Source organism: Sutcliffiella sp. NPDC057660, assembly GCF_042800035.1.
Taxonomy (GTDB): domain Bacteria; phylum Bacillota; class Bacilli; order Bacillales; family Bacillaceae_I; genus Sutcliffiella_A.
Genome location: NZ_JBHVHV010000001.1, coordinates 159,884 through 184,498, shown reverse-complemented (window position 1 = coordinate 184,498; position 24,615 = coordinate 159,884). Strand labels below are relative to the sequence as shown.

Below are 24,615 nucleotides of genomic sequence, written 5' to 3'. Positions count from 1 at the left end.
TTCTAAACCTGATAGAGGCTATATTCAATGCAGGAACACAACAGCGTTTAATGCTCTATCTTTTAGTTGGATGGTGGAAATATTCTCCTCAACTGTTTCAACGCGTCTTGCCTTTAGTGTATAAGTGTAGTTTCCAGGAGTCAGCAGGACGTCCGTCCATGAGAGGCTTATGGTATTCATGAGAGTTTTTATCTTGCCATCCTGCCCAAGCTGATTGGTGAGAGCAATGTTCTCCGTAGTGAGTAATTTGTTGTTCCTCCATAAAAAAAACTCGGTATGAACGCTGTATTCGGAAGGGTTTCCAGTTTCTATCTTCAGATTGACCTTGGAATCCAGCAATACTTTTTGCATGGTTGAGGTGATTTTTACATCTAACTTTAAAATTTCCACTATGGAATCGAGTGTGACATCCATCATTTCTTTTGCTTGGACAAAATAATATCTCTGGTCGTTACCACTATTCTTTCCTTCTTTACTCCATTCGAAATATAAGGACACATATTAACCTCCTTGTTTATTGAAATCTAGAGTTAATATATGTGACTCAATATATATTGCTTGTTCTTTTGTACCCCTCCGACAGAAGAATCTCTGCCATCCAATAGATTGCACCTGAGCTTCTCAGAGAGAGTGTAATAAAAGAGGAATCAACGTTATATAACGTTGATTCCTCTTTCCTCACTCATACAGCTCTTTATAAATAATAGCCTTCAATGCCAAAAGCTCTTCATCCGTCAATTTTTCCTCAAAGGTATCCGCAAGCTCCATCGCTTCCGCCTCTGTCATACCGTCAGCGGCTTTCGACTGGATGGACTGGAGTTCCTGGAGGCTTAGCTTTTTCATCACAGCCCTTGTCGCTTCCTCTCTCGTCTGAAACGGCAATTCCTCGAGGTTGGCGTCCGCACCTTCTGAAATATAAGCTTTCAAGGATGGGGAGTTGTCTACATATTCCCGCGCCATAGCAATATTGCCATCATCTAAATCTTGCTCCACATATTCAACAGCTCGATCTTCGATAAACTTATTGATGAAGTAGTAGCCCGCGGCCCCTAAGGCACCCAATATTATGACAGTAATAAGCAAGACTTTCAGTAGCTTCATCTAATCACCTTCTCTCCCAATTACTATATAAAATAATAGAAAGCAGCGCAAATTTATCATTGCGCTGCTCGTTTTGATTCTTCCTCCAGCCTTTCTTTTTTCGAAAGTGCAGGGAATTTTTCCTGTATAACTTCGATGAACGGTTCCACATATTGTGGATCAAATTGAGTGCCGGCACATCGTCTAAGCTCTGCAAAAGCCTCAGTAAAGGTTTTAGTAGGCTGATAAGGGCGCTCGGTGGTCATGGCATCAAACGAATCAATGAGACAGAGGATGCGGGCAAGCTTTGGAATGTTATTGCCCCGAAGGCCAGAAGGATATCCTTTTCCATCAAAGCGTTCGTGATGCAGCTCGACCAATGGGAGCAGCTCTTCATACTTCTTCGTTGTGGAAACAATCTCTTTTCCCCATAGCACGTGCTTTTTCATAATCTCCCATTCATGAGGGTCGAGTTTCCCTTTTTTATTAATGATATCTCGTGGGATTTCCACTTTTCCAATATCGTGAATCAATGCACCAAGGATAAGCGTCTGTTTTTCATGATCGCTCAGCTCAAGCTTTTTGCTGAAGTCCATGGCATATTTAAATACTCGTTTACTGTGCTGATAGGTGTACACATCTTTTGGAAGGAAAATCTGCAATTGCTGCTCGAGATTCTCGATTTCCTTTACCAGATACAGGTCATTTTGATAAACGTCAGCTTCTTCATAATAGATCTGTACATTATTTTTTCCTTGGGCCTTCGCATAGTAGAGCGCCTTATCCGCTTTGTTTAATAGCTCTGCTGAATTATAGGTTCCAGGCTCATACTCTGTAATCCCGGCCGAGAAGGATAAGCATTTTAAAGGCAGATCGTCCGCACCATCAAAGGGAGTATCATTGAAATCTTTTCGGATTTTATTAAGAAATATGCTGGCTTCATCCTTTGTAACAGCAGGGAATAATATGGCGAACTCTTCTCCGCCGTATCTTGCTGGCGTATAAGGGGTCAGCTTGGTTTTATTGATTAAAAATTGCCCTATGAACCGTAACAGCTCGTCACCTTGCAGATGGCCGTTCTGATCATTGTATTTTTTGAAATCGTCAATATCCAGAAGAGCCACAGTGAAAACTTGGTTCTTTTCAAGGGTCTTGAAGGTTTCATCCAATTTGAGTTTGAAGTAGCCATGGTTATAAAGGTTGGTCAAAAAGTCCTTGTTTGCACGTTCCTCTGATTCTCTATACAGGTCAAAAAATTTAGAAAAGGCCAAGGCAAGAAGTACGGATAAAATAGTGAATAGAAATAAACCAAAAAAATGCTCTTCTTTTAATAATATTGTTAGTACTAGAGAGAGAGTTAATATGCTCGCATAACTAATGATTGACTCTAATAATATTCCTTTTTTAATCAAACCATTAACTATATTTTTGACAGATTTAGGGTCAGCTAGAAAGAAATAAGGCCATATTAAAAGGACGTTTAGTGAAAAATATACAGTTAGAGAAAGTATGTACAGTGAAATAGTATTTAATGATACCGTTCCGATAGGGCCATTAAAAGAGATAAAAGAATAATAAGCACTAATAATCATAATTGAATAAAGGGAAAAGTTGAAAAGATGTTTCCACCATACTATTTTATGGTTGATTAAAGCGAAAATGATATTACCAATTAACAATAGTATTAAAGTTGTCTCTATGCCATAAACAAATAGAGAGGCTAGATATATAGCAGAATCCATTGAAATAGAATTTCCTTTTGGAGGTAGGTAGATAATGAAGTGAAGTACTAGAAGGAGCGCTCCAACAAGGGAATAAATTATTACCCATTTTGTAAGTGAAATAGGGGAAAAACTTATAAAAGACAAAAATGATATAACACCGATAAGTGAAATAGTTGTCACATATAGAATAAAGCCTTTGTTACTTTTCATTTGAAGTTCCATGTTATCACTCTCGTTAGTTTTCATTTTAGGGAAATAAATAAATTTATTTCCCTATGATAAATTATACAACTTTGTAACCAGAAGTTAAAGCTACAATTACGGAACCAATCACCAATAAATTAATGATAGCATTTTTAGTACGTGCGTTCATTTTTGTCACCTCCCTTCAAATAGCTCTCTGGGAATTTAGTTTGATGCGGTTACCTGTGGTGTTGGATTCTTTCCTTTATTCCCGAGCATCAAGTACTGGATGAAAAAGAATACGCCGATATTCATGATGACATCGCCGATGCTGATTACTTGTTCACGTGGATACGGAGCGGACAGCGGGATGATGTCACCCAGGAAAGCCAGTCGGGTAGCTTCTGTAATAGCGGCATGCTTGCCATATAGATCGGTTTTAAGCGCTTCAATAAAATATGGATCCAGCACGGTGCTTGCCTCAAGGGAGACAGGCATCCTTCCGCCGTTAGCAGTCATGACGATAAAGTTCAGCAGGACCCCGATGAAAATGATGAAGAAACCTGAATGGTGTCTATTTTCCCATAAGAAATACAAACCTGCGATATAGACCAGCATGAATACGATATTACTCGACGATCCGATGATTGCAATTTTGTTTTGTGTAAGGTAGACGATAAGCTGAATCAGCAATAGCACGGGAAAGACCCACGCGTGCTTCAATTTCATATCTGCCAATCCTTTAAAATTTCCGCCTCGAAACAGGCCCACTATTAGAGCGATAATAATTCCGTCATATACCATGCTGGTCCTCCAAAAAGAAGTATTTATGTAGAAAATTGTTGAAAAATGAAATCTTCATTAACTAATAATTAACAAAAATATTCAAGAATTTCAAGGTTTATTTGGAAAAAGATAGAATAGAAGGGAAGATTTATTGGGTTCTAATTCTTTTTTGCTCAAAGGTCCTCTTATTGTTATCGGCCAAAAGTACCGAATATTAAATGGAAATTGTCGAATAGGTTTTAAATGTACGCAAAGAGGAATAAGTAAATTAACGAAAATTGTTACTATTTAACCTTTTTTCTCCTATATTCTATTAAAATTGTAAAATATGAAAAATTTGTCTTGCCATTTTGTAGAAATCTAGTAGAATTGTTTTATAAATTGTAATATATTAGGCGGTGAGTGAAAAACAAATGAACGATCATTTTAAAAATATCGAAAGCCAGAATGAAATCATTAAGGTTCTACAATATGCCTACCAACAAGGGACGGAACGTGAGAACATCTCCATGATTGAGCTTGTTAACGAAATGAGAGAAAAGCTGCAAATGCTTATCAAATAAATAGATTCGTAATTTGGAAGAACACCGCATAAGATTGCGGTGTTTTTCCGTTTTTTACAAATGTCTGAGACCTACACCGATCTTCAATCTATGATAAAATGAGAAACGTTGTGTTTCATGGCAGATGCCTATGCAACTTAGAATCTACTAAAAGTGTAAGGTGATTGGATGATTGGAAGAAACGACCCGTGTCCTTGCGGAAGCGGACGAAAGTATAAGAAGTGTTGTGAGAAAGAGCAGGATGCAAGCTTTGAGAAGGTGCTGGAGTCGGAACTGGTGGCGCTTCAGATTGATATCATGCGTTATGCTTACGATAAATATGCAGGTGAGTTGGAAGCGGCAGCGAACAAGTATGTACATAAATTCGAACTGGATCATGAAAAGAGAGAAGCCTTCCAGGAAATAGTCCACCTTTGGTATATGTTCACAGTCGTACGTGAGAGCGGAAAGACCATTGTGCAGGAATTTGTAAAAGGAAACGGGAATAAGTTTTCTCGTCCTCAAGTGCAGGAATGGGCGGAGAGCTGGCAGACAGCCCAGCCTTCTGTATATAAGGTATCCAATGTTCGTGGTGCCCAATATACGATGGAGGACTGTTTCACAAACGAGAAAGTCAAAGTCAAATTTATTGAGCGAGAAGAAGGACTAAGCAAGAACGAGCTGGTTGTGGGGATGTTTGTACCATTTCAGGATGCACATGTCGTCTTCATGTCCACGTTTGAAAGAGGGACGTTGGAGGCTATCCGAATTGAGGAAAAGCTGCAGATTCTTCTTGAAAAGGAAAGCTTGTCCAAAGAACAAGTCTGTTCCATGTTCCCGACACTTGCCGGTCATGTCATTGAATTTGAATTGTCGGAAGAGGATGTACAGGAGCTGCCTGTACAAAACGCGGCACAGGAGAAGGTGTTGGAGCTTTTTGTGGAGGCGGCTGAAAAGCGAGGATACCCGAAAAGATTTCAGGAATTCGCCCATATGCTCTGGTCCGTCTATTGTATGAAGGAGAGTCCTGCTATCCGTAATGAACCGAACTATGCAGCGGCCTTGATCTACTTCCTGGATGTGCAATTTATGCAGGAGCAGGTCGAAACGCAAAAGTCGCTATCCGAGGAATTCGGCATTTCCCCTGGAAGTGTTTCCTCTACATACCGCAAGCTGGATGAGGTTCTACAGCCTGTCATCCAGACTTTTCAACATGATATCGAAGAAGCATTGAATTAAAAAATGTGAAGAAGCTCTGATTTTACCATAAGGTAGATTCAGAGCTTTTTTCTTTGTGCTGCTACATATTTCCACCATATTTTGGTCAAACTAGGGGAAAGAATGCGACGATTAAGAGGAGGACGTTTTGATGAAGCGTTTTGTTGCCATGATTTCTATGCTGGTTTTGGTCATTTCCATAGCGGGGACTCCCGGGTCTGTACTTGCTGCGCCAACAGAGAATGAAGTCGATAACTATCTGAAGGAAATTGGATGGACCAGACATGATCTGGATACTTATTTAAAATTTTATGAGGTAAACCTGGATGATTTCCGTGATATAGAGCATCTGCAGGCGGAGCTTGGAACTCCAATCAATAAGGATAATCTCCATGGAATGCTTGACTCTTACAATCTGACGGAGGAGGAGCTGGAAATCCTGCTCTCGAGGTTTGGGGAAAAGGTGCAGGACTATACCTTCTTGGAGGACCTTGAAATTGCGGTGGATTTTTACCTGACGCATGAAGAGGAGGTGGCGAGAGCGGAGGATTTTCTCGTTTCCGTCGGCTTTCAGGCGGAGGAAGCACGGTTGATTTTCCAGCATATCCTTGGTTTGCCGAATGAAGACCTGCAGGCGGAGCTGGATCTGCTGAAGCAAAAGGTCGCAGAAGAACCTAACTCCGTGGAAAAGATATTTTCACTCTGGTCCGATTTCATGAATGCATTTGATGTAACCGCAAATCTTCATATGGAAAATCGAGAAAGTAAAGAGGCGATCACGCAGGAACAGCTTTTGCAGCCTGGATGGCTTGAAGGGAAAACAGTGCATTTGGAGCTTTTTAACCAGGAGGGAGAGCTTTTGGCAAATGCCCAAATGAATGACCAGATTATTTCTCCCAGCTATGTGCAACAAACAGGGAAAGAACTGATTCATCTGGGCCAACTTGGCGTGAATTTGAGCGAGGAACTCTACCATAACAGAATGCCTGATACTGCCTCTTCATATGGATTGGGTATGGCGCTTGGACTCTTGCTTGTAGCCGCAGCAGGAATCCTATTCCTACGGTCATTGGCTGTAAGCAGGGGATAGTTCATGATTAAGCTTCGAATTGCATCTATCGTGATTTTTATCATTGGGACCGCTTTGTTCGTGGGAAGCGGTCTTTCCTTTTGGGAAGGGTATTCGGCTGTGGACGACTTGGATGAGCGTGATCTTCATGATAAGGAGGATGTCGAGAGTTCTTGGAGAAAGATGGACGTCGGAGATTTGATTGGTAACCTCGCCATTCCTGAACTTGAAGCTAGTATCCCCATCTATCACGGAGCTTCCGAGGAAGAGTTGAAAAAGGGAATCGGTCATGTTGCTAACAGCATGCTGCCAGGAGAAGGTGGAAATATCGTGCTTTCAGGCCATCGTGATACGGTCTTCCGCCGGTTGGGTGAGCTGGAGGTCGGGGATTCGCTTCATGTGGAGAATGGTGGGCAGAGATATCATTATAAAATTAAGCGGATTCGCATTGTGAAGGCGGATGATACGACTGTCCTTGTGCCAAAACCGAAAGAAACCCTGACGGTGACGACTTGTTATCCGTTTCGCTTTATCGGAAGTGCTCCTGAACGATATGTTTTGGAGGCGGTCCGGATTTACTAGCTTACACAATTGGGTAACCAAGTTATTTTCCTATAGTTATTGTGAAAGACAAATCTATATATGGCGTTATTAAGTGTTGTTATTGCTCGTTCATACAGCATTTTAATCAAACGTTTGTTTAAGTATTACTATAATAGAATATTGTATGAGGGATATCCCTTATTGTAGTTATCGCTATCAAGTAAAGATAAAATTACCTTATGCACAAAAATTCATGTTTTCTGCACAAAAAATTAAATTTGCGCACAAAAATCGTGGTTTACGATGAAAAATCCTGATTTGTGCACAAAAACGAATCATTTGCGTGGTCAAAAAACGACAAATTCCGCGCAGTAAGTAACTATCTAACCGCCAACAGAAACTTTGCCGCAAAATAAAAAAGCCAACCACCAATGGTTGACTCTTTTATTTTGACTTCTGCAGTACAGGCTTCTCATTGATTTTCTCTTTAAAGGCCTGCAATAGATCATTCCCGTTGTAGCCGCTCTCAACCAAGGATTCCAAAAGCTTCTCCGGATAGTTGTTGTTGCGGCGGAACAGTTCTCCTTCAAAGAGGATGCTCATGCGCTCGTCCATCACAGCCACATTCCTGATGACAGCCTCGAACGAAGCGGGATCATTGGATGGTTTGGATATGGTAGCCTGTACATGAACTGTTTCTTTATTTTCTAATATGGATTGATATATTTCTGGATTTTTCTTTGGAAGAAGGGCTTCAATGAGCCAGTTTTCCTTGCCGTATTCTCTATTGATGATCAATCCGTCTTGTAGGTCTAACTTCTCAACGTTTTCCCCGTGTACGATGGACAATGCAACAAGTTTGAACGTTTTCATACTTTCCCTCCAGCGGGTGTTATTGTCGTGCCTGTACATATTTGGTTTTATTATATCATAATGGTTGGGAAAGATACTGTTCCCATTAATTTGATTTGTTGTGAAAATTTTGCCCGTGGATTTCCGCGGGGCGCTTGTGGAGCCTCCTCAGCTTCGCCTGTGGGTCTCCATCTAAACGCTACCTCCCGCAGGAGTCAAGCGCCTTCCGCTACAATCCACTGACGTTTCTAAAGTTTTCAAAGAGCAACAAACTGTCATCTGAGTGTCTTCCGTAAAAAATTTGCTCAACATGTAATTTCATCTATTAGGAAGAGAGTTCTATTCGAAATGAGATTTTGTTTACGGGAAACTGCCATTTTGGACGCAAAACCTTAAAGAAAAATGAATAACCTCCATTTTACCAGCCTCCCCTCCCCCGGTTATGATTACAAAGCAACAGGCAAGAACACGAAAAAGGAGGGAAGGAACGTGATTAATCAAGTTATACTCGTTGGGCGATTGACGAAGGATCCGGAGCTGAGGTATACAAGTGACGGAACGGCATTGGCAAGCTTTCATCTCGCGGTAAACCGAAATTTCAAAAACCAGGATGGTGTGGTGGAGGCGGATTTTGTTTCCTGCACCGTGTGGAGAAAGCTGGCAGAGACAACGGCCAACTATTGCAGAAAAGGTGCTTTGATAGGAATTACCGGAAGGATCCAGACGAGGAAATACGAAGGACAGAACGGTACGACCGTGTTTGTAACGGATGTGGTCGCAGATAATGTGCGATTTTTAGAACGTATGCAACCTGCAGTAAAGGTGGAAAAAACAGTGCAAAAAGAATTGGAAAAAGTGGAGCTGCCATTTTAACCATGTCTTTCACAAATATTGAATTGATAACCTGTAAAGCATAGGGAACCCCTCCCAGGATGCTTTAGCCTTTCAAAAAAAAGGCAACTTTTCGAAACAAGCTGCCTTTTTCTATTGCTTATTATACTGGATAAGCCCTCTTAGAATCTTCACAGAGAAAATATCCTCCCTGCTCTCCATTACTTGTGCCAACCTATCTCGGGTTGGCTCTCTTTTCACGATAGATCCTCTACCAGGGATCGAAAGTTCTTTTCTATGGTTTTTTGGTATTTGACATTAAGTTTTGTATACATATGTAAAGATTTTTTAAATTTTGGATTCTGTTTTAAATAATCGACTACCTCTAGTAGTTCGTCATCGGTTTTCTGTAATTGATAAAGACGATTGAATTCTTTGACGTATGCTTCCTGCTGATGGTGATGGCCGACTAAATAGTCGATGGATACGTCAAAAATGCTGCTCAGTTGAATCAGTGCCTCCATATTAGGAGTTTCTTTATCGGTTTCCCATTTACTGATGGTGCCACGGGAACGATTCAGTTCGTCAGCAAGCTGTTGCTGGCTCCAGCCTTTTTGGTCCCGGAAGTTCTTGATATTGCGGGAAACGGAAGTTTCTTTCATCCAAGCCCCTCCTGCCTGATAGTTTTTCCTTTACCGTATAGGAAGACGGAGGGATCTTCGGTTCTTAATCCGTTCAATTATGGATTTGATACGAAATAGAACGATTTGGAATATGGAAAGAAATAGAGGGATTTTAAGTATAGGTAAGAATACCCAGTAAAACCACAAGCTTTTAAATGGGTTTCCATATTTGGAAAAAAATGAAATGATAGAAGTGAACCAATTTTGTAGGAATAGGGGAGTGAGAAAATGTTAGAGTTCCATTTATACAGTATTGCATTTCTTCAAAGGGTAAAAAATCCGATTCATAATCAGGAGAATTATTTTATTTATGTAAAGGAGCCTACCTATTCTTACGCAAGTCATGGTTTTTCTTTCTATGATGCCTTGCAGCTCTGTGATAGGGAGAGCCATGAATGTGATGATAGCGATGTCAGAAGCATTGTCACCAACAACCATCAGGCAGTAGAAATACAATTTCGTTCAACGAAAGATAAGCGGATCATATCTATAAAAGTATATTTGGAAACAAGCTCCATAGAAATTTCCTCCTATGTCTGGCAAGAACACCGCAGAGCATTCATCCGATTTGACGATCCCCAGGACCTTGATGAACCACTTGTTATCAGCCTTCTCAAGAGAATTTCCATCAAGCACAAAGGAAAAAGCAGTTATCTTTCCCTTCCGAGGGTGAGAAGTATGCATCAGTAGCGTATAGATAGTTGAAAAATAGGACACACCGTTACTAATGATCTGTTAAACGCCGCTGTTGATTTCCGCACTAGGCGCAGCGACCCAAGGGGCGGTGCTGGAGCCTCCTCAGGCTTTGCCTTGCGGGGTCTCCAGCCTACCGCTACCTCCCGCAGGAGTCTTCGCCTATTGCTACAATCAACTGCTAATCTACCCAAGTCATTAACAGAGCTATTTGAATCGAATAGTGGTGATCCTATGCTATTAAAAAAAAGAAAATACTATTATCTCTTCCTTGCAATCGGTTGGACAGTACTTTTGTTTCATCTATCCTCCATGTCCTATACGGCACAGGATATCAGGCCATATCTGAGGTTGCTAGTGCCAGAGGAAAGCCTCTCGGCGTGGTTAAAAGGATTTGAGGTGAACTATGATGGGCGTGTTATCAGTGTGGAATCGAGTGGAGGCTATGCTTTTATGGAATTTCTATTCCGGAAGGCTGCGCACCTGTTCTTTTATTTTATGTTAGGGTTTGTCATCGTCCGCTACTTCCAAAGTTTCCTACATAATCGTAGATGGCGGGTGTTCCTGTTGAGCTGCAGCATGGTGCTCTTCATTTCCATGCTGGACGAGTATCTACAGCACCTTCATCCTGACAGGAGCGGCCGATGGGCGGATGTATGGCTTGATTGTACCGGTGGGCTGGTCGGGATAGTAGTTGGCTATATAACTTCCAGGGCCTCATCCATAAGAAAAAGCGCGAATCATTCGATGTGAATGATTCGCGCTTTTTAGCGTAATGTCAGAAGTTCCTTTAAATCTTCGTTGCTAAGCTCGGTAATCCAGCCTTCGCTCGTAATGATCTGGTTGTTCAGTGCTTGTTTGGATTCGATCATGGCATCTATCTTTTCCTCCAGTGTCCCGGTTGCAATGAACTTATGGACATGGACGAAGCGGTTCTGACCGATCCGGTACGCACGGTCTGTTGCCTGGTTTTCCACTGCCGGGTTCCACCAGCGATCATAGTGGATGACATGATTGGCAGCTGTCAGATTCAGTCCTGTTCCGCCTGCTTTTAATGAGAGGACCAGCACATGGAACTCCCCGTTCTGGAAGGAGGTGATCAGATTATCACGGTCCTTCTTCACGACACTTCCATTTAAAAATCTTCCTCTTTCCCCAAGTGCTTTCTCGATGGCTTCAATGATCATATTACCCATTGCGATGTACTGGGTAAAAATAAGGCAGCTTTCGTTGCGCAGACGAATCTGTTCCACGAGTTCCACCAGCTTCTCCATTTTCGTGGACCGCATCATGAGGTTGGTCGGCTCTTCTTCTTTTAAATAAAGGGATGGGTGGTCGCAAACCTGCTTCAGCTGCCCGAGCATCTTCAGTACAAGGCCTCTTCGCTGGATGCCTCCGACTGATTCCACCTTTTCCAAGGTTTCCTTCACAAGCTGTTCGTAGATGGATGCCTGCTCGATGGTCAATGGGCAGTATTCCTTCTGTTCCTGCTTCTCAGGCAGGTTGAGTGCCACCTGCTCATCCTGCTTGGTACGGCGCAACAGGAAAGGCTGGATGAGCATCTGCAGCTGCTGGATCTTGCGTTTATCCTGATCTTTTTCAATAGGAAGGACAAATTGCTTATGAAAGGCTCCCAATGTTCCGAGGTATCCGGGATTGATAAAATCAAAGATTGCCCAAAGCTCGGACAAACGGTTTTCCATTGGTGTACCTGTCAGGGCGATATGGTGATGTCCTTGCAGATTCCTGACAGCCTGAGATTGCTTCGTGTCGGCATTCTTGATATTTTGTGCTTCGTCGAGGCAAACGGTGCTCCAACGAACATTGGATAATTCCTCTTCATCCAGATGCGAGATTGCATAGGAGGTGAGAACAACATCTGCTCCTTTTATCGAATCCAAAAAGCTGTCGCTCTTATTTCGATTGGTCCCGTAATGCAGCATCACCTCAAGGCTTGGTGCAAAGCGTTCCAATTCTTTCTGCCAGTTCCCAAGCACAGAGGTCGGGCAGATGATGAGAACCGGTTCACGCTCTTGATCCTGCTCTTGCTCCTTGCACGTCAGGAAGTAGGCAATAAGCTGGATGGTCTTCCCGAGTCCCATATCATCCGCAAGGCATGCTCCAAAGCCATGTTTTCGCAAAAATAACAGCCAGGCGGCACCTTGTTCCTGATAAGGCCGGAGTTCTCCCTTGAAGGTAGTGGGTGCCTTAAAGTCAGGGAGGGCTCTTCCTTGATAGAGCTGCTCGACCAGATTCTGAAGGGGACCAGTCATTTCATAGGTTATTTCATTCATGGCGTAGCTGCCTGTTTCTTCTGGCATCTCCCCGAAACTGTTGATGGCATGGCTTTTCAGCAGATCCTCAATCCGGATGCCCGTTTCTTCCGCCTGCTTCATCATGAGTTTTATCTCTTCAATGAATTGCGGATCCAATACGACCCATTCCCCTTTGATTTGGACAAGGCGTCGGTTCTGCTCCACCAATGCCAGGAACTCCTCTTCTGTCAGCTCCGTGTTCCTGGTGGAGAAACGCCACTCGAAATTGACAAGTGATTGAAGGCCGACAAAGGAGGTTGAATGGGAAGATCCCTTTTTGGAGCTATTTACCCGGGCTTTGATTTTCAGTCGGGAATCCTTTACAGCCTGCCACCATGATGGAAGCAGGATGAAGCTGCCGATTTCGAGCAATCTTTCGCTGCCGTCCACCAGGAATCGCCATGCATCCTCTTCGGTTAAGGCCTCACGTATCCTGCCATTGGAAAAAAGGGAAGGAGTGACGCGCTGCCACTTCTTAAAGCTGCGCTCGACTTCTTTTTTAAACTTTTTATAAGATGATGGAAGTTTATCCTGCTCCCACACGTACACTTCCTCGGTCTTCTTATCCTTTAAGAGCGTTTCCAGTCTCCAGTCCGAATAGGCTTCCTCCGGCTCCAATAATCGCAAGCCGACGGAGAATGGCGTGATGTCCTTCAACCATCCAATATCCTTAAGCCAATCCTCTTCATCCAGATAGACCAAGGGGCTCTCATGGGAATGAAGAGAGGCTGAATTGGAGTATTCTGCCCAATAGGAGCGCAATGTCTCGGTCTTTTCATTTTTTATCCAGTCCATCATGATCGATCCGATCCATTCTTCTATTTTTTCTGTGTAGGAGGGAAGAAGCGGATTTTCCTGGACCAGTTTGTTTCCTTCATCCGTCAAAGAGAAGGATAGCCTGCCGTTCTGCCACTCTGAAAAATCAGGCTTAAAGGCTTTCTGATTGAAAATGGAAGAGACGGTAGGTGCCAGTAGACGATACAGCTCAGAGTGGTCGCACCATTCCAACTGCAAAAAAGAATTCTCTGTATTGTTTGCAAAAAGCTCCAATGCATCAGCTGGAGAAAGGAAGATGCCGGTTTTGCCTTGGAAATTGGACTCCTGAAAAAAGGAACCGAAAAAAGAGCCTTCATGCCAGGTGAATAACAGCGGGATGAAACGGGAAGGCGGCAGTACGGATGACTTCAGCTGCACATATAGGAAAAATCTGTTCGTTTTTTCATCGTATATCGTGTTGACGGATAATGATCCATTAATCATATGTGAATCTTCCTTTTTTCAGTTCTTCTTGGAAGGAGCGGAGTCGTTTGGTTCCTTCTTTTATCTGAGAAATATACTCCACCCAGACGTCTTCGAGTTTTTCTTTCTTATATAAAGCGTGCAGAGCCTTCAAAAGGCTTGTGGCTTCCTTGTAGGAGCTCTTGTTCCGCTGGCCGATTGCCTGATGAATGGCAGTATGATAGAGGGGAAAGAGGGCATACGGATCGGCTTTCTTGATAGTCTTGATTTTGTATGACTCCAGACCGCTCAGTTCAAATCCCATCCAAAGCTGGAGCTCCACCCACTTCCGGAATTTCTTCGTTTCGAAAAGGTACCACTCATATTCGCCATAGCTGTAGGGCATTAAGCTCTTCATCGCTTCGATATACATGGCATCATGCTTCGTTTCCAGTGCATAGTCCGTCAAAAGCTTCAAAAGGTGCTTTGTGAGCTGACGTTTGCGGTCATAGGTCGGCTCATCATGAATATAGTCTGTCACGATTGGAAGCGCGGTTTGCAGCCAAACGTCCAATCGGTCCTTTGCCTTGGAGCCGGCAAGTGCCTGAAGCCAATTGAATACAAAAGGAGCGTACTGACTGGAATGCTTCTTTACTATGTCCAGTGCTTCATCGTCCTTCTTTTGAAGAAAAAGGAGATGTGTTTTAGCTAATTCAGCTTGCAGGGTCTGGTCGCCTTCCAGCTCTTTCAATTCGGAGGACATCCAGTTCCTGCGTTGAAACACGTCATTCCACATGAACTGAAAGGAATAGAAAACCTCACGGATAAAAGGCTCTTTCTGCTGCAGGAGCATGTGTCGGATCAACTCCCTGCTTTCCGTCAGCAAGGAATCGAGCTGGAATGCGATCGCACTATGAAACAATCCTTTCGCTTCCTCCTCGACTACATCGACGAAACGATGCAGGATATCTACTATATACTGGTATGGCTGAGAGGAATCATAGCTTTTCATTACCTCTTGCATGCAATAGAGAGAGGCGTGCAAGAGGAAGAGCGGGCGAATCTCAGCCTTTTTGGGTGCCAATAAACGGAGCTTTGGAAAGAATGCATGTGTCAGACCGGTCAAATACGTCCTTGTTGATGGGATGGAACGCTTGTATTGATCATGATGATGCTCCACAAATTCCAGCCAGCTTGCAAGGGATGTATCAGAATAGCTATCCACTTTCTTCTTTTGGAAAAGGGGGAGCGGTTCTGATCTGGTATGTGGAGTGGCTTCCTTCCATTTTTCAATGAGCGATGCGATGGTTCTCGTCTGCGACCAAAAGGACAGAAAGGTTGCGAGCTGATGGATGCACAGGGAATCCGAACCACATGAGCATCGGCTCAATTCATGGATGTCCATGTCAAGAAGAACATGGAGATGGCCATTATCCTGCACCTTCCCCGTAATATTTGCAGCCTCTTCAAAGGAATTTATTACGTTTCCTTGCCGGAAAAGCTGCAGGGCGCCTTTCAAAAGAACACGGTTTTTTTCCTCTGACAGCGGATAAGTATTGATTAACCAAGTTGCAAACTGCTCCATTTTTGTCACCATCCAAAACGAATAAAAGGCCTACTTATCAAATGTAGACCTTTCTTTTACGGTAAAATCTTCTTATTCCATTATAGGTTTTTTAACAAGGAGTTACAACCTTGGGGAAAACTTCCCTTCTTATTGCACATTAAAGGCTTCTTTGGCGGACGCTTGGAAATTTTGTTCTGTAAAGACGAACTCGATGGAGTACTCTCCTTTAGCCAGACCGGAGGATACTTCTTCATAGGATGCAGAATAGGAAACCGTTTCTCCGGGGGCAATGACCTCTTCCTTAATCGCTTGCGTGTACATCATTCCTTCCGATAACCTCTTCACTAGCTTACCTTCTGAATCGTACACGATATAATCATATTCCTGGCCAGAGGAAAAGGTTATCTCCGCATCTTTGCCGGTATCATTTTCAACTGTGAATACAAAAGAATTGTCCTTTTGTTCCAACGTACTGGAGAGTTTTTGTTTGTTCGGGTCTTCGCCGGTAAATTTCTTCTGTCCTTTTGGCATTTCCGGTTTCTTCAAACCACTTTCCCCTCCTGGACTGCCTGTCGTATTTTCCTCGTTATTTCCATTTGGAATTTCAGTCGTTTCATCTGGTTCCTCAGTAGCCTTGTTGTTCTCCTGTGCTGTTCCACATGCGGCCAAAAGAAGCGACATTGTGAGTAAAAGTGCGATTCTCTTCATCATCATTCCTCCATCTGCGCTATTTCATTCTGAGATATACCTTGTTTCCCACTCTATCAGACCATGTAATGACCCATACGTCTCTTTGTAAGGTTAGACGCAAAATAATATAAAAGGTTACAGAGGGATGGACAAGGGAATAGCCTCTTTTTGTCAATAAATGTCATATTCTGCATATTCTACTAGTACAAAGTATTAAACTTGAAAAATGAGGTGGAAAAATGAAAATTGTATTGGATGCTGGTCATGGATATAGCACTGCAGGAAAACGGACACCTGATGGATTGAGAGAATATGAATTTAATCGCGCAGTAGCGCAATATGCCAAAGAGGAACTGTTAAAACACCAGGATGTGGAGGTTCTGTTTACCCATTCCGATGAAAGGGATGTGCCATTGCAGGAACGCACAGATCGTGCTAATAACTGGGAAGCTGATGCCTTTGTCTCCATTCATGCTAATGCTTATGGAACAGGAGGGTGGAACACGGCTCAAGGCATTGAAACATATACGCCAATTGTCGAATCCCCAAATTCAGATCGGCTTGCCAGACTCGTTCACCCTAGATTGATCCTGGCAACCGGAAGAAGAGATAGAGGAATCAAAACCGCAAACTTTCATGTTTTAAGAGAAACAAAAATGGCTTCAATCCTGGTTGAATGCGGATTTATGACCTATTATCCAGAAGCGCAGCTATTAAAGACAGATAGCTATCGAAAAACGTGCGCACGGGCCATTGCAGAAGGGATAGTAGAATATTTCAATCTGAAGCTCAAGCCGACACCGCCACCAGCTAAGGCTGTCTATAAGGTTCAGGTCGGAGCTTTCAAGGCAAAGGAAAATGCGGATAATCTCGCAAAGGAATTGGATCGTAGAGGCTACAGCACCTTTGTATTTCTGGAGCAAGGATTGTATAAGGTCCAGGTTGGCGCATTTTCTCAGAAGGAAAATGCGGACCGTTTGGCCGTGAAATTGCGCAAGCAGGGCTATTCGACGTTTATAAGTGCATAGGATATAGGGTGGTGGCTGGGAACAGCGCTCCACCCTTTCGTGAAAATCCTGTCCGTAATGATCCTTCTACTAAAATTTTCGTATAAAATAATTTCTCTTGTTATAAAAACAGGAAATTTGTCCTCATTTATCGAAATAAATAGATAATTAGTTGGAAAGAGAGAAAGGGGGCAGCACTCATGGGGAATATCCGAATCGGACCAAAAACAAAGACTGTTATCAATTTCATTTGCTTTGCATTGTCTTTGCTATTATTAATTTATAATATCAGTATTGTAGGATTCTTCTATTTGCTGGTTACATATGGGGAAGAGAAAGGGACGCTGATCTACTCATTGATCAGCGTAATAGGAATCTTTCTTGTCGTCATTCCGTTGGTGTTCCGGATGGCAAAGCAGAAATTTTACCACTATACACTGATTGCCACACATCTTTTAGCGGCGTTTTTACCAATGCTTATGCAGAGGATGTCGGGGATTTTTAATGGGGTATTATAAATAAATATTGAAGATTTCTGATTTTTGTGTAAAATAGTACATGTGAAATCGTTTGCACTAGTAGCCATTTACATACTATACGGTGCAGGCGATTTTTCTATGTCAATATCCATTATCAGCAAACCGCTTTAAATTAATGTAATAAATATGGAAAACAATCATTCATGCTTATATAATGAAGATAGAAACTATGTTGCATGCACTTTCCGGGGTGTTGGTCCGACATGCAAAGGAGAAGAGTGGATAGTGAGAAAAGGGATGATTCTGGCCCTCTTGTTTATTATAGGAGGGGTTTCGTTTATCGGGTATGGTTTGTATGAGAAGTGGTCATTGGATCGTAAAACGGAAGCGGCCCTTCAGGATGCGGTGGCTCTGACTTCCAGAGATCAGGAGAAGGAAACAGCCCCAAGTTCGGAAAAGGAAAGAAAGTGGCCGACCAAGCCCGAAGATTGGGACCCGGCTGTCGGGGATGTAGTAGGCATCCTGCAGATTCCGAAGTTTGAAGCGCAGCTGCCCATTGTAGAAGGAACGGACCCTGATGAATTGGAAAAAGGAGTGGGGCACTACCGCGGTGCATCCTATCCAGGGGAGCTTGGCCAAATCGTCTTCTCCGGTCATCGAGACACCGTTTTCCTGCGTCTGGGAGAACTGGAGCTTGGTGATAAATTTGTGGTTTCCCTTCCTTATGGGGATTATATGTATGAAATTTATGAAACAAAAATTGTCGACAAGGACGATACAAGCATCATCACCTTGCAGAAGGAAAAAGAAGAACTGATCCTGACAACCTGCTATCCATTCACCTTGACTGGCCGGGCGCCTGAGAGATATATCGTGTATGCGAAGCCGGTTTTATAATAGCTAGTAAAAGCCTGTGCCTTTATCCATATATGCGGATTGGCACAGGCATTTTTTTGTAACTGGTTCAATTCGGCAAAAATCTAAATTATTTAATAGTTATATTGAACCTATTCTGAAAATATTTTTCTTGTTCTTGTTACAGGTTAATTTTAAGGGAAAATGGGATATCCCATCCAATATTGTTATTCTGAGAAAACGTTATTATCTAATAAACATTGTAAAATTAGGATTAAAATAATAATAAAACCGTATTTCGACAAATTACACCCGTTTCTCAATCCTTTATTCTGTGATAGTATTTAAACTAGACTAGATGCGAGGGATAGGAGAATAGAACTATTTCTGAATTGGGGGATTTTTAATGATAGATATACATTGTCATATACTTCCGTCAGTAGACGATGGAGCTAAACATATGACGGAAAGTATTGAGATGGCAAGAGCTGCTGTTCAGCAGGGGATTACTACCATTGTCGCAACTCCACATCATAATGATGGTAAATATATGAATAAAAAAGAAGAGATTCTCGAGAAGGTGGAAGAGTTAAACAGCCGCCTGAAAAAAGAAGAGATTGATTTAACTATTTTACCCGGACAGGAATGCAGAATTTCCGGTGAGATAATCGAGCATTATGAAAACGGAGAAGTGCTTACTTTAAATAACACAAGTAAATATATTTTTATAGAATTGCCTTCCAGCCAAGTGCCATTGTATACAGAGAAGCTAGTGTACGATCTTCAAATGAAGGGTCTTATTCCGATTATTGTTCATCCGGAACGTAATGCAGAGCTTATTGAGTCTCCCGATAAACTATATCAACTTGTAAAAAAAGGTGCTTGTACCCAGGTTACTGCTGCTAGTGTAGCTGGAAAGTTCGGGAAAAAAATCAAGAAGTTTTCTTTGGATTTAATAGAAGCTAACCTTGTCCACTTCATCGCCTCTGATGCCCACAATATCAAGAACCGTACCTTTATGATGAAGGAAGCGTATGATGTTATCCGCAAGGAATTCGGCCAGGATGTCATGTATATGCTGATGGAAAATGCTGAATTGCTAATAGAAGGACAGACTATCATGAAGGAGATTCCGGAAAGAATCAAAAAGAAGAAGCTCTTTGGATTATTGAAATAGAAATATAAAAGAGGTAGCCATTTGAAAATGGCTACCTCTATTTATTAGTTATTCTTGGCAACTTCATTTGCTTCGATCTCCAAGTGATTTCTCAGCTTTCCTGATAGTTCCGATCTATCCTCCTCAGAAACTATCAGATAATAGATTTCTTGGCTACCGTTGCTGATATATTGGCCTTGACCAGTGATTTGATGCTGATCCAAGTTGAGTCGTGCATCCTTGTAATTTGCTTGGATATCTACCATTTCATTGAAGGTTAAATTGGTTCGAACATTTTTCCCAAGAATATCTAAAATGTCATCGAATTTTGTGATGGAGGAAACAGAAGCTCCTTTATCAATCACACCTTGAATAACATTTCGCTGTCTTTTCTGTCTTCCAAAGTCTCCATTCGGATCTTCATATCGCATTCTTGAGTAATTTAAAGCTGAATTCCCATCCAGTTCTATTTGTCCTTCTGGAAAATCGTTACCCCCATAGCTGAAGGCAAATTCGTTGTTCACATTGATTCCCCCGACAGCGTCCACTATTTCCTTGAAGCTTTGCATATTCAGTTGCACATAATAATCGATAGGGATATCAAGGAAATTTTCCACTGTGGCAACAGACATGTCTGGGCCGCCAAAGGCATATGCATGATTGATTTTGTCCTCGAAACCTTTCCCGATAATTTCTGTTCTCGTATCACGGGGGATACTCACCATTTGCATGGACTTGTCGTTCGGATTGACAGTGAGTACAATCATCGAATCGGAGCGTCCTTTATCATCTTCCCTTTCATCGACCCCTAATATAAGAAAGGATAGTGGATCCTTCTTTTTGAAATCCACCTCTACCGGACGCTTTTCCGAAGATGTCCGATCTAACGGGGTATGCATGGAGCCTGCAGCATTTTCCAAAGATTTATAAACAGTAAAAGCGAATATTCCTACGCCTATTGTACTGATTCCAATAATACTGATTAGAACAATGAACCATTTCTTTTTAAACATATGATCCTCTTCCTTTAAGTGAAAAAATTAGTTATATATCAACCTATTATAAGGCACTAATGTTCAAAAATACAATTCATGGTGAAAAAATCTTCTGTATTTTGACAAATTTCGTAATATTTATTGAAAAAATACATAAAAATAGTATATTTGGAATGGGGTGGTATAAATGAGGATTCTAGCATTCATTATTTTTATTATTTGCAGTATTACTTTAGTATTAGGAAATTTACATTGGAAAGAGAAACTAGAAAACTCCTCAGCGGTTGGGGCGGCTGTAAACGAAAAAGCATCTGCCGTAGAAGAGGGGAGTGATATAGCCGTTACGACAGGAAGTGACATCGTTCCGTTATTGAAAGAAAGATTAGCATTCCTGCCATTTGGGACTTCTTCCTTTATTGAAGAGGCGGCATCCAATCAACAAACAGTAGAGCTTTTAATATTAGGTTCTGAGGCTAATACAATGGGTTCCAAGTCTTGGACGAAGTTGTTTCAAGAAAAGATGGAAGATACATATGGGAATTTATTTCATATTACCGTTAAGGAGATCAGGGATACTTCTTCATATACCGTGTTAAATGAAGGGTTACACTCAGAAAATTTGGAAGTGACTCCAGATCTGCTAATATTGGAACCATTTCTAATTAAGGACAATTCTGTTGGAATAAAAATAGAACAATCTATAGAACATATTGAAATGATCATTAAGGATTTTAAATCTCTAAACCCTGAATTGCACGTGTTCCTGCAACCAGCGCATCCATTACATGGAGGTCAATATTATCCTCGTGACGTAGAAAAGTTTCGTGAGTTTGTGGAACAGAGTGAATATACATATATTAATCATTGGCAAGTATGGCCTGAAGATCATAAATCAGCGGAATTAGAAGCCCTCCTAATGGCGGAAAATGCCGGACCGAATGATAAAGGGCACGAAATATGGGCAGAATATGTTACAAATCTTTTCATTAATGAAGAGTGACATTAAAAAGAATAGCCTGCAAGGTAGAAGTGACCATTGCTTCTACCTTGCAGGTTTTTTTGGGCTTTTTAAAAGTCGATTATTGAAATCCACAGGATGAAGATAATTAATAGAATGCCAATATATGAGAAAGAAAGAATCTTCCCCGTTTTTGATCGGGCGGTAATATGTTGTATAAAGAGTGCGGGTATCAGTAACCATGGAATTAATAAAATGGTAGATAGAATGTATCCCAGTATTGAGAAGCTTTCAGATGAGAGTTTAAAAGCTATAGCAGGAACAATCATGAATATGGGACTTAAGCAGGAAAGGATAATAAGACGTAGCCAATACGCATCCAATAAAAAACTAGTTTCTTCCCAGTCGCTTGATTTATTTAATTTTCGAATGTTCTGTTGGAGATTAAAAAGGCATTCCTTCATAAAAGGCCTTATCTTTTCAGTAACGGTTGTTATTGTCATCCCAATCGCCCCACTTATTTAATTTTGTATTACATATTATGTTCTCTCGTGAAATATTATGATTTTTTATCTACTAGGCTTTATACCCTTTTTATAAACAGAATAATCGCTTTAATAGTCTTTAGCATTTTATAAGTAAACAGGTGCTGTGTGGTTAATTGTTAATTAGGAAACAATATGCTATTGTATGTAAAGAAAAGAACTCAAGGTAATACATAATAATGCGATTGAAGGTGATTGTTATGACAAAAAAAATTAAAGTAATGACTATATTTGGCACTCGTCCAGAAGCAATCAAGATGGCACCTTTAGTGCTTGAATTGGAAAAACACCCTGATCAAATTGATTCCATAGTGACCGTAACTGCGCAACATCGTGAAATGCTGGATCAGGTACTGGAATTATTCCATGTTACTCCAGATTATGATTTGAATATTATGAAAGACAGACAAACTCTTACAGGTGTTACGGTAAGAGCCTTGGAAGGTTTGGAATCCATTATCAAAGACGTGAAACCGGATTTAGTGTTAGTCCATGGAGATACAACCACCACATTTGTTGCCAGTTTAGCTGCTTTTTATAACCAAGTATCAGTTGGCCATGTGGAAGCTGGTTTGAGAACATGGAATAAATATTCACCATTCCCGGAAGAGGTTAATCGACAAATAACCGGGATCATAGCAGATTTGCATTTTTCTCCTACAGAAAAATCATTAGAAAATCTCGTGAAAGAGAATAAAAATGCAGAAAATATTTTCATCACTGGTAATACTGCCATAGATGCATTAAAAACAACCGTATCAGATAACTACCAGCATGAGGTATTAGATCGTCTGGGAGATGACAGATTAATCTTATTGACTGCCCATAGAAGAGAAAACCTTGGTGATCCAATGAGAAATATGTTTAGAGCTATAAAGAGGCTTGTTAATGAACATGAGGATGTTCAAGTTGTTTATCCGGTTCATTTAAATCCAGCAGTTCGTGAGGTAGCGGATGAAATTATAGGCAATGATCCTAAAATCCACCTGATTGAGCCTTTAGGTGTCTACGATTTTCATAATTTTGCATCAAGAGCACACATCATCTTAACGGATTCAGGCGGAGTCCAGGAAGAAGCCCCTTCATTGGGAGTACCTGTATTGGTGTTAAGGGATACAACGGAACGCCCTGAGGGTATTGAAGCAGGAACACTCAAACTTGCTGGAACTGATGAAGAAACCATCTACAAGCTATCTAATGAGTTACTTAACAATAAAGAAGAATATGATAAAATGTCAAAGGCTTCTAATCCTTATGGCGATGGAGAGGCATCTAGAAGAATTGTGGAAGCGATAAAATTCCACTTTGGTTTAAAAGAAGATAAGCCAGACTCATTTAGATAATATTCTTGGATGGAAAGCTACTTATTGAAAAGCTCTTTAGCTGCAACGAGTAGCTTTTTCATAGTGATTCTACATAAATAAATTATGTACAGGAGAAATTACAATGGCAAAAAGGATTGTTTATCTTGATTGGCTAAGGGTAATTGCAACAGTCATGGTTGTAGTAATCCATATTTCTGCAGGAATGATCTCGATTAATTATTTTGATGGACGCTCCAGTTGGTTGGCAACGAACTTCTATGAGGCCATCTCAAGAATGTCTGTACCTCTTTTTGTGATGATTAGCGGTGCTTTACTACTGAATAACCAAAGAGAAATAAAATATCGTTCATTTTTAAATAAAACATTGAGTAAAATTTTCATTCCATTATTGGGTTGGTCAATTATTTATTATATGTATCAAGTATATGTGGCAAATTGGTACGCCAATTTTTCTGTTAAAGAATTTTTCCAACTGTTCTTAGCTAATAACATTAGTGTTCATTTCTGGTTTATGTATATGATATTAGGGTTGTATTTGACAGTGCCGGTAATAAAGATTTACATAAGAGGAGCTGAAAAAAAGGATCTTCAATATTTTTTGTTGTTATGGTTATACGCTTCTGTCCTAGTGAAGTTCACAAAATTTTATTTCGGATACAGTCTGAACCTGGAGCTTTTCCATGTAACTAATTATATTGGCTATTTCATATTGGGTTATTATCTCTCTACTCTGCAATTGAAAAAAGCTTACATCAAAGAAGCATTTATTATCATGTTTATAGGAATGAGTGCTACTTTCCTCCTTACTTATTTCTCGACTGTAAATAATAATGGACAACTTCAAGAGTTTTGGTATGAGTATTTATCGCCAAATGTGCTTCTGTCAGCAGTGGGAAGCTTCTGGCTTATTAAAGGGATTGCCTCTACTTTAAAAAAGCAAACATTACCATTGGGATTAAATCTAATCAGTACGTTCAGTTTCGGCATATATTTGGTACATATGTTAGTGATTATGGTATTTGCAGATAGTGTTATCCCTTTTTTGAGAAATACTTTTCATTCAGCGGTCTCTGTGCCCTTAATAACTATTTTTGTATTAATTGTTAGTGTCATCATTACTTATGTTTTCAGTAAGATACCTGTCATTAAGAGATTTGTACCATAAAATAAAAACTCCAACTTAGGTTATATAATAGGTTGGAGTTTTTGATTTTTTTAGATTAACTGGAAAGTGTTTTATTTTGAGGTTTTTTATACTAAAATAAGATAGTCAAAAAAGGAGGGGATTTTAATTAATAAGT

General features: G+C 41.0%; 25 protein-coding genes. 15 read left to right on the top strand and 10 right to left on the bottom strand.

Annotation, left to right across the window (positions count from 1 at the left end; genetic code table 11):
* Positions 1-24: 24 nt before the first annotated feature.
* The 4 genes from ACFVAD_RS00850 to ACFVAD_RS00835 form a co-directional block, all read right to left on the bottom strand.
* Complete coding sequence (locus ACFVAD_RS00850; RefSeq protein ID WP_386634929.1) at positions 25-498, bottom strand: hypothetical protein; 474 nt, start codon at positions 496-498, stop codon at positions 25-27.
* Between the two features lie 180 nt (positions 499-678).
* Positions 679-1,101, bottom strand: a complete 423-nt coding sequence (locus tag ACFVAD_RS00845) for a hypothetical protein (RefSeq protein WP_386634926.1) — start codon at positions 1,099-1,101, stop codon at positions 679-681.
* 56 nt (positions 1,102-1,157) lie between these two features.
* Positions 1,158-2,672 carry a bifunctional diguanylate cyclase/phosphohydrolase gene (locus tag ACFVAD_RS00840; protein WP_386635361.1) on the bottom strand — a complete coding sequence of 505 codons (1,515 nt, stop codon included), beginning with the start codon at positions 2,670-2,672 and terminating at the stop codon, positions 1,158-1,160.
* A 540-nt stretch (positions 2,673-3,212) separates the two neighbouring features.
* Positions 3,213-3,791, bottom strand: coding sequence for a DUF5317 domain-containing protein (locus ACFVAD_RS00835; RefSeq protein ID WP_386634924.1), 579 nt, complete (start codon positions 3,789-3,791; stop codon positions 3,213-3,215).
* Positions 3,792-4,186: 395 nt separating this feature from the next.
* On the opposite strand from ACFVAD_RS00835, the gene ACFVAD_RS00830 reads away from it, so the two are divergent.
* The 4 genes from ACFVAD_RS00830 to ACFVAD_RS00815 all read left to right on the top strand — a co-directional run bounded on the left by ACFVAD_RS00830 (position 4,187) and on the right by ACFVAD_RS00815 (position 7,184).
* Positions 4,187-4,336 carry a YwzD family small protein gene (locus ACFVAD_RS00830; RefSeq protein ID WP_386634921.1) on the top strand — a complete coding sequence of 50 codons (150 nt, stop codon included), beginning with the start codon at positions 4,187-4,189 and terminating at the stop codon, positions 4,334-4,336.
* Positions 4,337-4,504: 168 nt separating this feature from the next.
* Positions 4,505-5,554 (top strand): SEC-C metal-binding domain-containing protein, encoded by a 1,050-nt coding sequence (locus ACFVAD_RS00825; protein WP_386634918.1) that lies wholly within the window; start codon positions 4,505-4,507, stop codon positions 5,552-5,554.
* Positions 5,555-5,684: 130 nt separating this feature from the next.
* Positions 5,685-6,623 carry a processed acidic surface protein gene (locus ACFVAD_RS00820; protein ID WP_386634915.1) on the top strand — a complete coding sequence of 313 codons (939 nt, stop codon included), beginning with the start codon at positions 5,685-5,687 and terminating at the stop codon, positions 6,621-6,623.
* Between the two features lie 3 nt (positions 6,624-6,626).
* Complete coding sequence (locus tag ACFVAD_RS00815; RefSeq protein ID WP_386634912.1) at positions 6,627-7,184, top strand: class D sortase; 558 nt, start codon at positions 6,627-6,629, stop codon at positions 7,182-7,184.
* A gap of 405 nt (positions 7,185-7,589) precedes the next feature.
* On the opposite strand, the gene ACFVAD_RS00810 is transcribed toward ACFVAD_RS00815, so the two are convergent.
* Complete coding sequence (locus ACFVAD_RS00810) at positions 7,590-8,018, bottom strand: YwpF family protein (protein ID WP_386634909.1); 429 nt, start codon at positions 8,016-8,018, stop codon at positions 7,590-7,592.
* A gap of 468 nt (positions 8,019-8,486) precedes the next feature.
* Between ACFVAD_RS00810 and ssb the strand changes: the two genes are divergently transcribed.
* Positions 8,487-8,870, top strand: a complete 384-nt coding sequence (ssb, locus tag ACFVAD_RS00805) for a single-stranded DNA-binding protein (protein ID WP_386634907.1) — start codon at positions 8,487-8,489, stop codon at positions 8,868-8,870.
* 215 nt (positions 8,871-9,085) lie between these two features.
* On the opposite strand, the gene ACFVAD_RS00800 is transcribed toward ssb, so the two are convergent.
* On the bottom strand, positions 9,086-9,490 hold the full coding sequence (locus ACFVAD_RS00800; RefSeq protein WP_386634904.1) for a helix-turn-helix domain-containing protein: 405 nt from the start codon (positions 9,488-9,490) through the stop codon (positions 9,086-9,088).
* A gap of 249 nt (positions 9,491-9,739) precedes the next feature.
* Here ACFVAD_RS00800 and ACFVAD_RS00795 point away from each other — a divergent pair, with 249 nt between their 5' ends.
* Positions 9,740-10,201: a hypothetical protein gene (locus tag ACFVAD_RS00795; RefSeq protein ID WP_386634902.1), complete on the top strand. Its 462-nt coding sequence runs from the start codon at positions 9,740-9,742 to the stop codon at positions 10,199-10,201.
* 168 nt (positions 10,202-10,369) lie between these two features.
* Entirely contained in the window at positions 10,370-10,957 is a 588-nt protein-coding gene (locus ACFVAD_RS00790; RefSeq protein WP_386634899.1) for a VanZ family protein, read from the top strand.
* A gap of 14 nt (positions 10,958-10,971) precedes the next feature.
* Here ACFVAD_RS00790 and ACFVAD_RS00785 read toward each other — a convergent pair whose 3' ends face one another.
* The 3 genes from ACFVAD_RS00785 to ACFVAD_RS00775 form a co-directional block, all read right to left on the bottom strand.
* Positions 10,972-13,779: a DEAD/DEAH box helicase gene (locus tag ACFVAD_RS00785; protein WP_386634896.1), complete on the bottom strand. Its 2,808-nt coding sequence runs from the start codon at positions 13,777-13,779 to the stop codon at positions 10,972-10,974.
* On the bottom strand, positions 13,772-15,322 hold the full coding sequence (locus tag ACFVAD_RS00780) for a hypothetical protein (RefSeq protein WP_386634893.1): 1,551 nt from the start codon (positions 15,320-15,322) through the stop codon (positions 13,772-13,774). The genes ACFVAD_RS00785 and ACFVAD_RS00780 overlap by 8 nt, the downstream gene beginning before the upstream one ends.
* A 129-nt stretch (positions 15,323-15,451) precedes the next feature.
* Complete coding sequence (locus ACFVAD_RS00775; RefSeq protein WP_386634891.1) at positions 15,452-16,012, bottom strand: BsuPI-related putative proteinase inhibitor; 561 nt, start codon at positions 16,010-16,012, stop codon at positions 15,452-15,454.
* Between the two features lie 221 nt (positions 16,013-16,233).
* On the opposite strand from ACFVAD_RS00775, the gene ACFVAD_RS00770 reads away from it, so the two are divergent.
* The 4 genes from ACFVAD_RS00770 (at position 16,234) to ACFVAD_RS00755 (ending at position 19,512) form a co-directional block, all read left to right on the top strand.
* Complete coding sequence (locus tag ACFVAD_RS00770) at positions 16,234-17,022, top strand: N-acetylmuramoyl-L-alanine amidase (RefSeq protein ID WP_386634888.1); 789 nt, start codon at positions 16,234-16,236, stop codon at positions 17,020-17,022.
* Between the two features lie 179 nt (positions 17,023-17,201).
* Positions 17,202-17,519 (top strand): hypothetical protein, encoded by a 318-nt coding sequence (locus ACFVAD_RS00765; protein WP_386634885.1) that lies wholly within the window; start codon positions 17,202-17,204, stop codon positions 17,517-17,519.
* Positions 17,520-17,777: 258 nt separating this feature from the next.
* Positions 17,778-18,377, top strand: a complete 600-nt coding sequence (locus ACFVAD_RS00760; protein WP_386635358.1) for a class D sortase — start codon at positions 17,778-17,780, stop codon at positions 18,375-18,377.
* A gap of 364 nt (positions 18,378-18,741) precedes the next feature.
* On the top strand, positions 18,742-19,512 hold the full coding sequence (locus ACFVAD_RS00755; protein ID WP_386634882.1) for a tyrosine-protein phosphatase: 771 nt from the start codon (positions 18,742-18,744) through the stop codon (positions 19,510-19,512).
* A 44-nt stretch (positions 19,513-19,556) separates the two neighbouring features.
* Here ACFVAD_RS00755 and tagU read toward each other — a convergent pair whose 3' ends face one another.
* Entirely contained in the window at positions 19,557-20,504 is a 948-nt protein-coding gene (gene tagU / locus ACFVAD_RS00750) for a polyisoprenyl-teichoic acid--peptidoglycan teichoic acid transferase TagU (RefSeq protein WP_386634879.1), read from the bottom strand.
* Positions 20,505-20,673: 169 nt separating this feature from the next.
* Between tagU and ACFVAD_RS00745 the strand changes: the two genes are divergently transcribed.
* The 4 genes from ACFVAD_RS00745 (at position 20,674) to ACFVAD_RS00730 (ending at position 24,479) form a co-directional block, all read left to right on the top strand.
* Entirely contained in the window at positions 20,674-21,486 is an 813-nt protein-coding gene (locus tag ACFVAD_RS00745) for an SGNH/GDSL hydrolase family protein (protein ID WP_386634876.1), read from the top strand.
* 213 nt (positions 21,487-21,699) lie between these two features.
* Positions 21,700-21,969: a hypothetical protein gene (locus ACFVAD_RS00740; RefSeq protein ID WP_386634874.1), complete on the top strand. Its 270-nt coding sequence runs from the start codon at positions 21,700-21,702 to the stop codon at positions 21,967-21,969.
* A 220-nt stretch (positions 21,970-22,189) separates the two neighbouring features.
* Positions 22,190-23,332, top strand: coding sequence for a non-hydrolyzing UDP-N-acetylglucosamine 2-epimerase (gene wecB, locus ACFVAD_RS00735; protein WP_386634871.1), 1,143 nt, complete (start codon positions 22,190-22,192; stop codon positions 23,330-23,332).
* Between the two features lie 103 nt (positions 23,333-23,435).
* On the top strand, positions 23,436-24,479 hold the full coding sequence (locus ACFVAD_RS00730) for an acyltransferase (protein WP_386634868.1): 1,044 nt from the start codon (positions 23,436-23,438) through the stop codon (positions 24,477-24,479).
* Positions 24,480-24,615 lie beyond the last annotated feature (136 nt).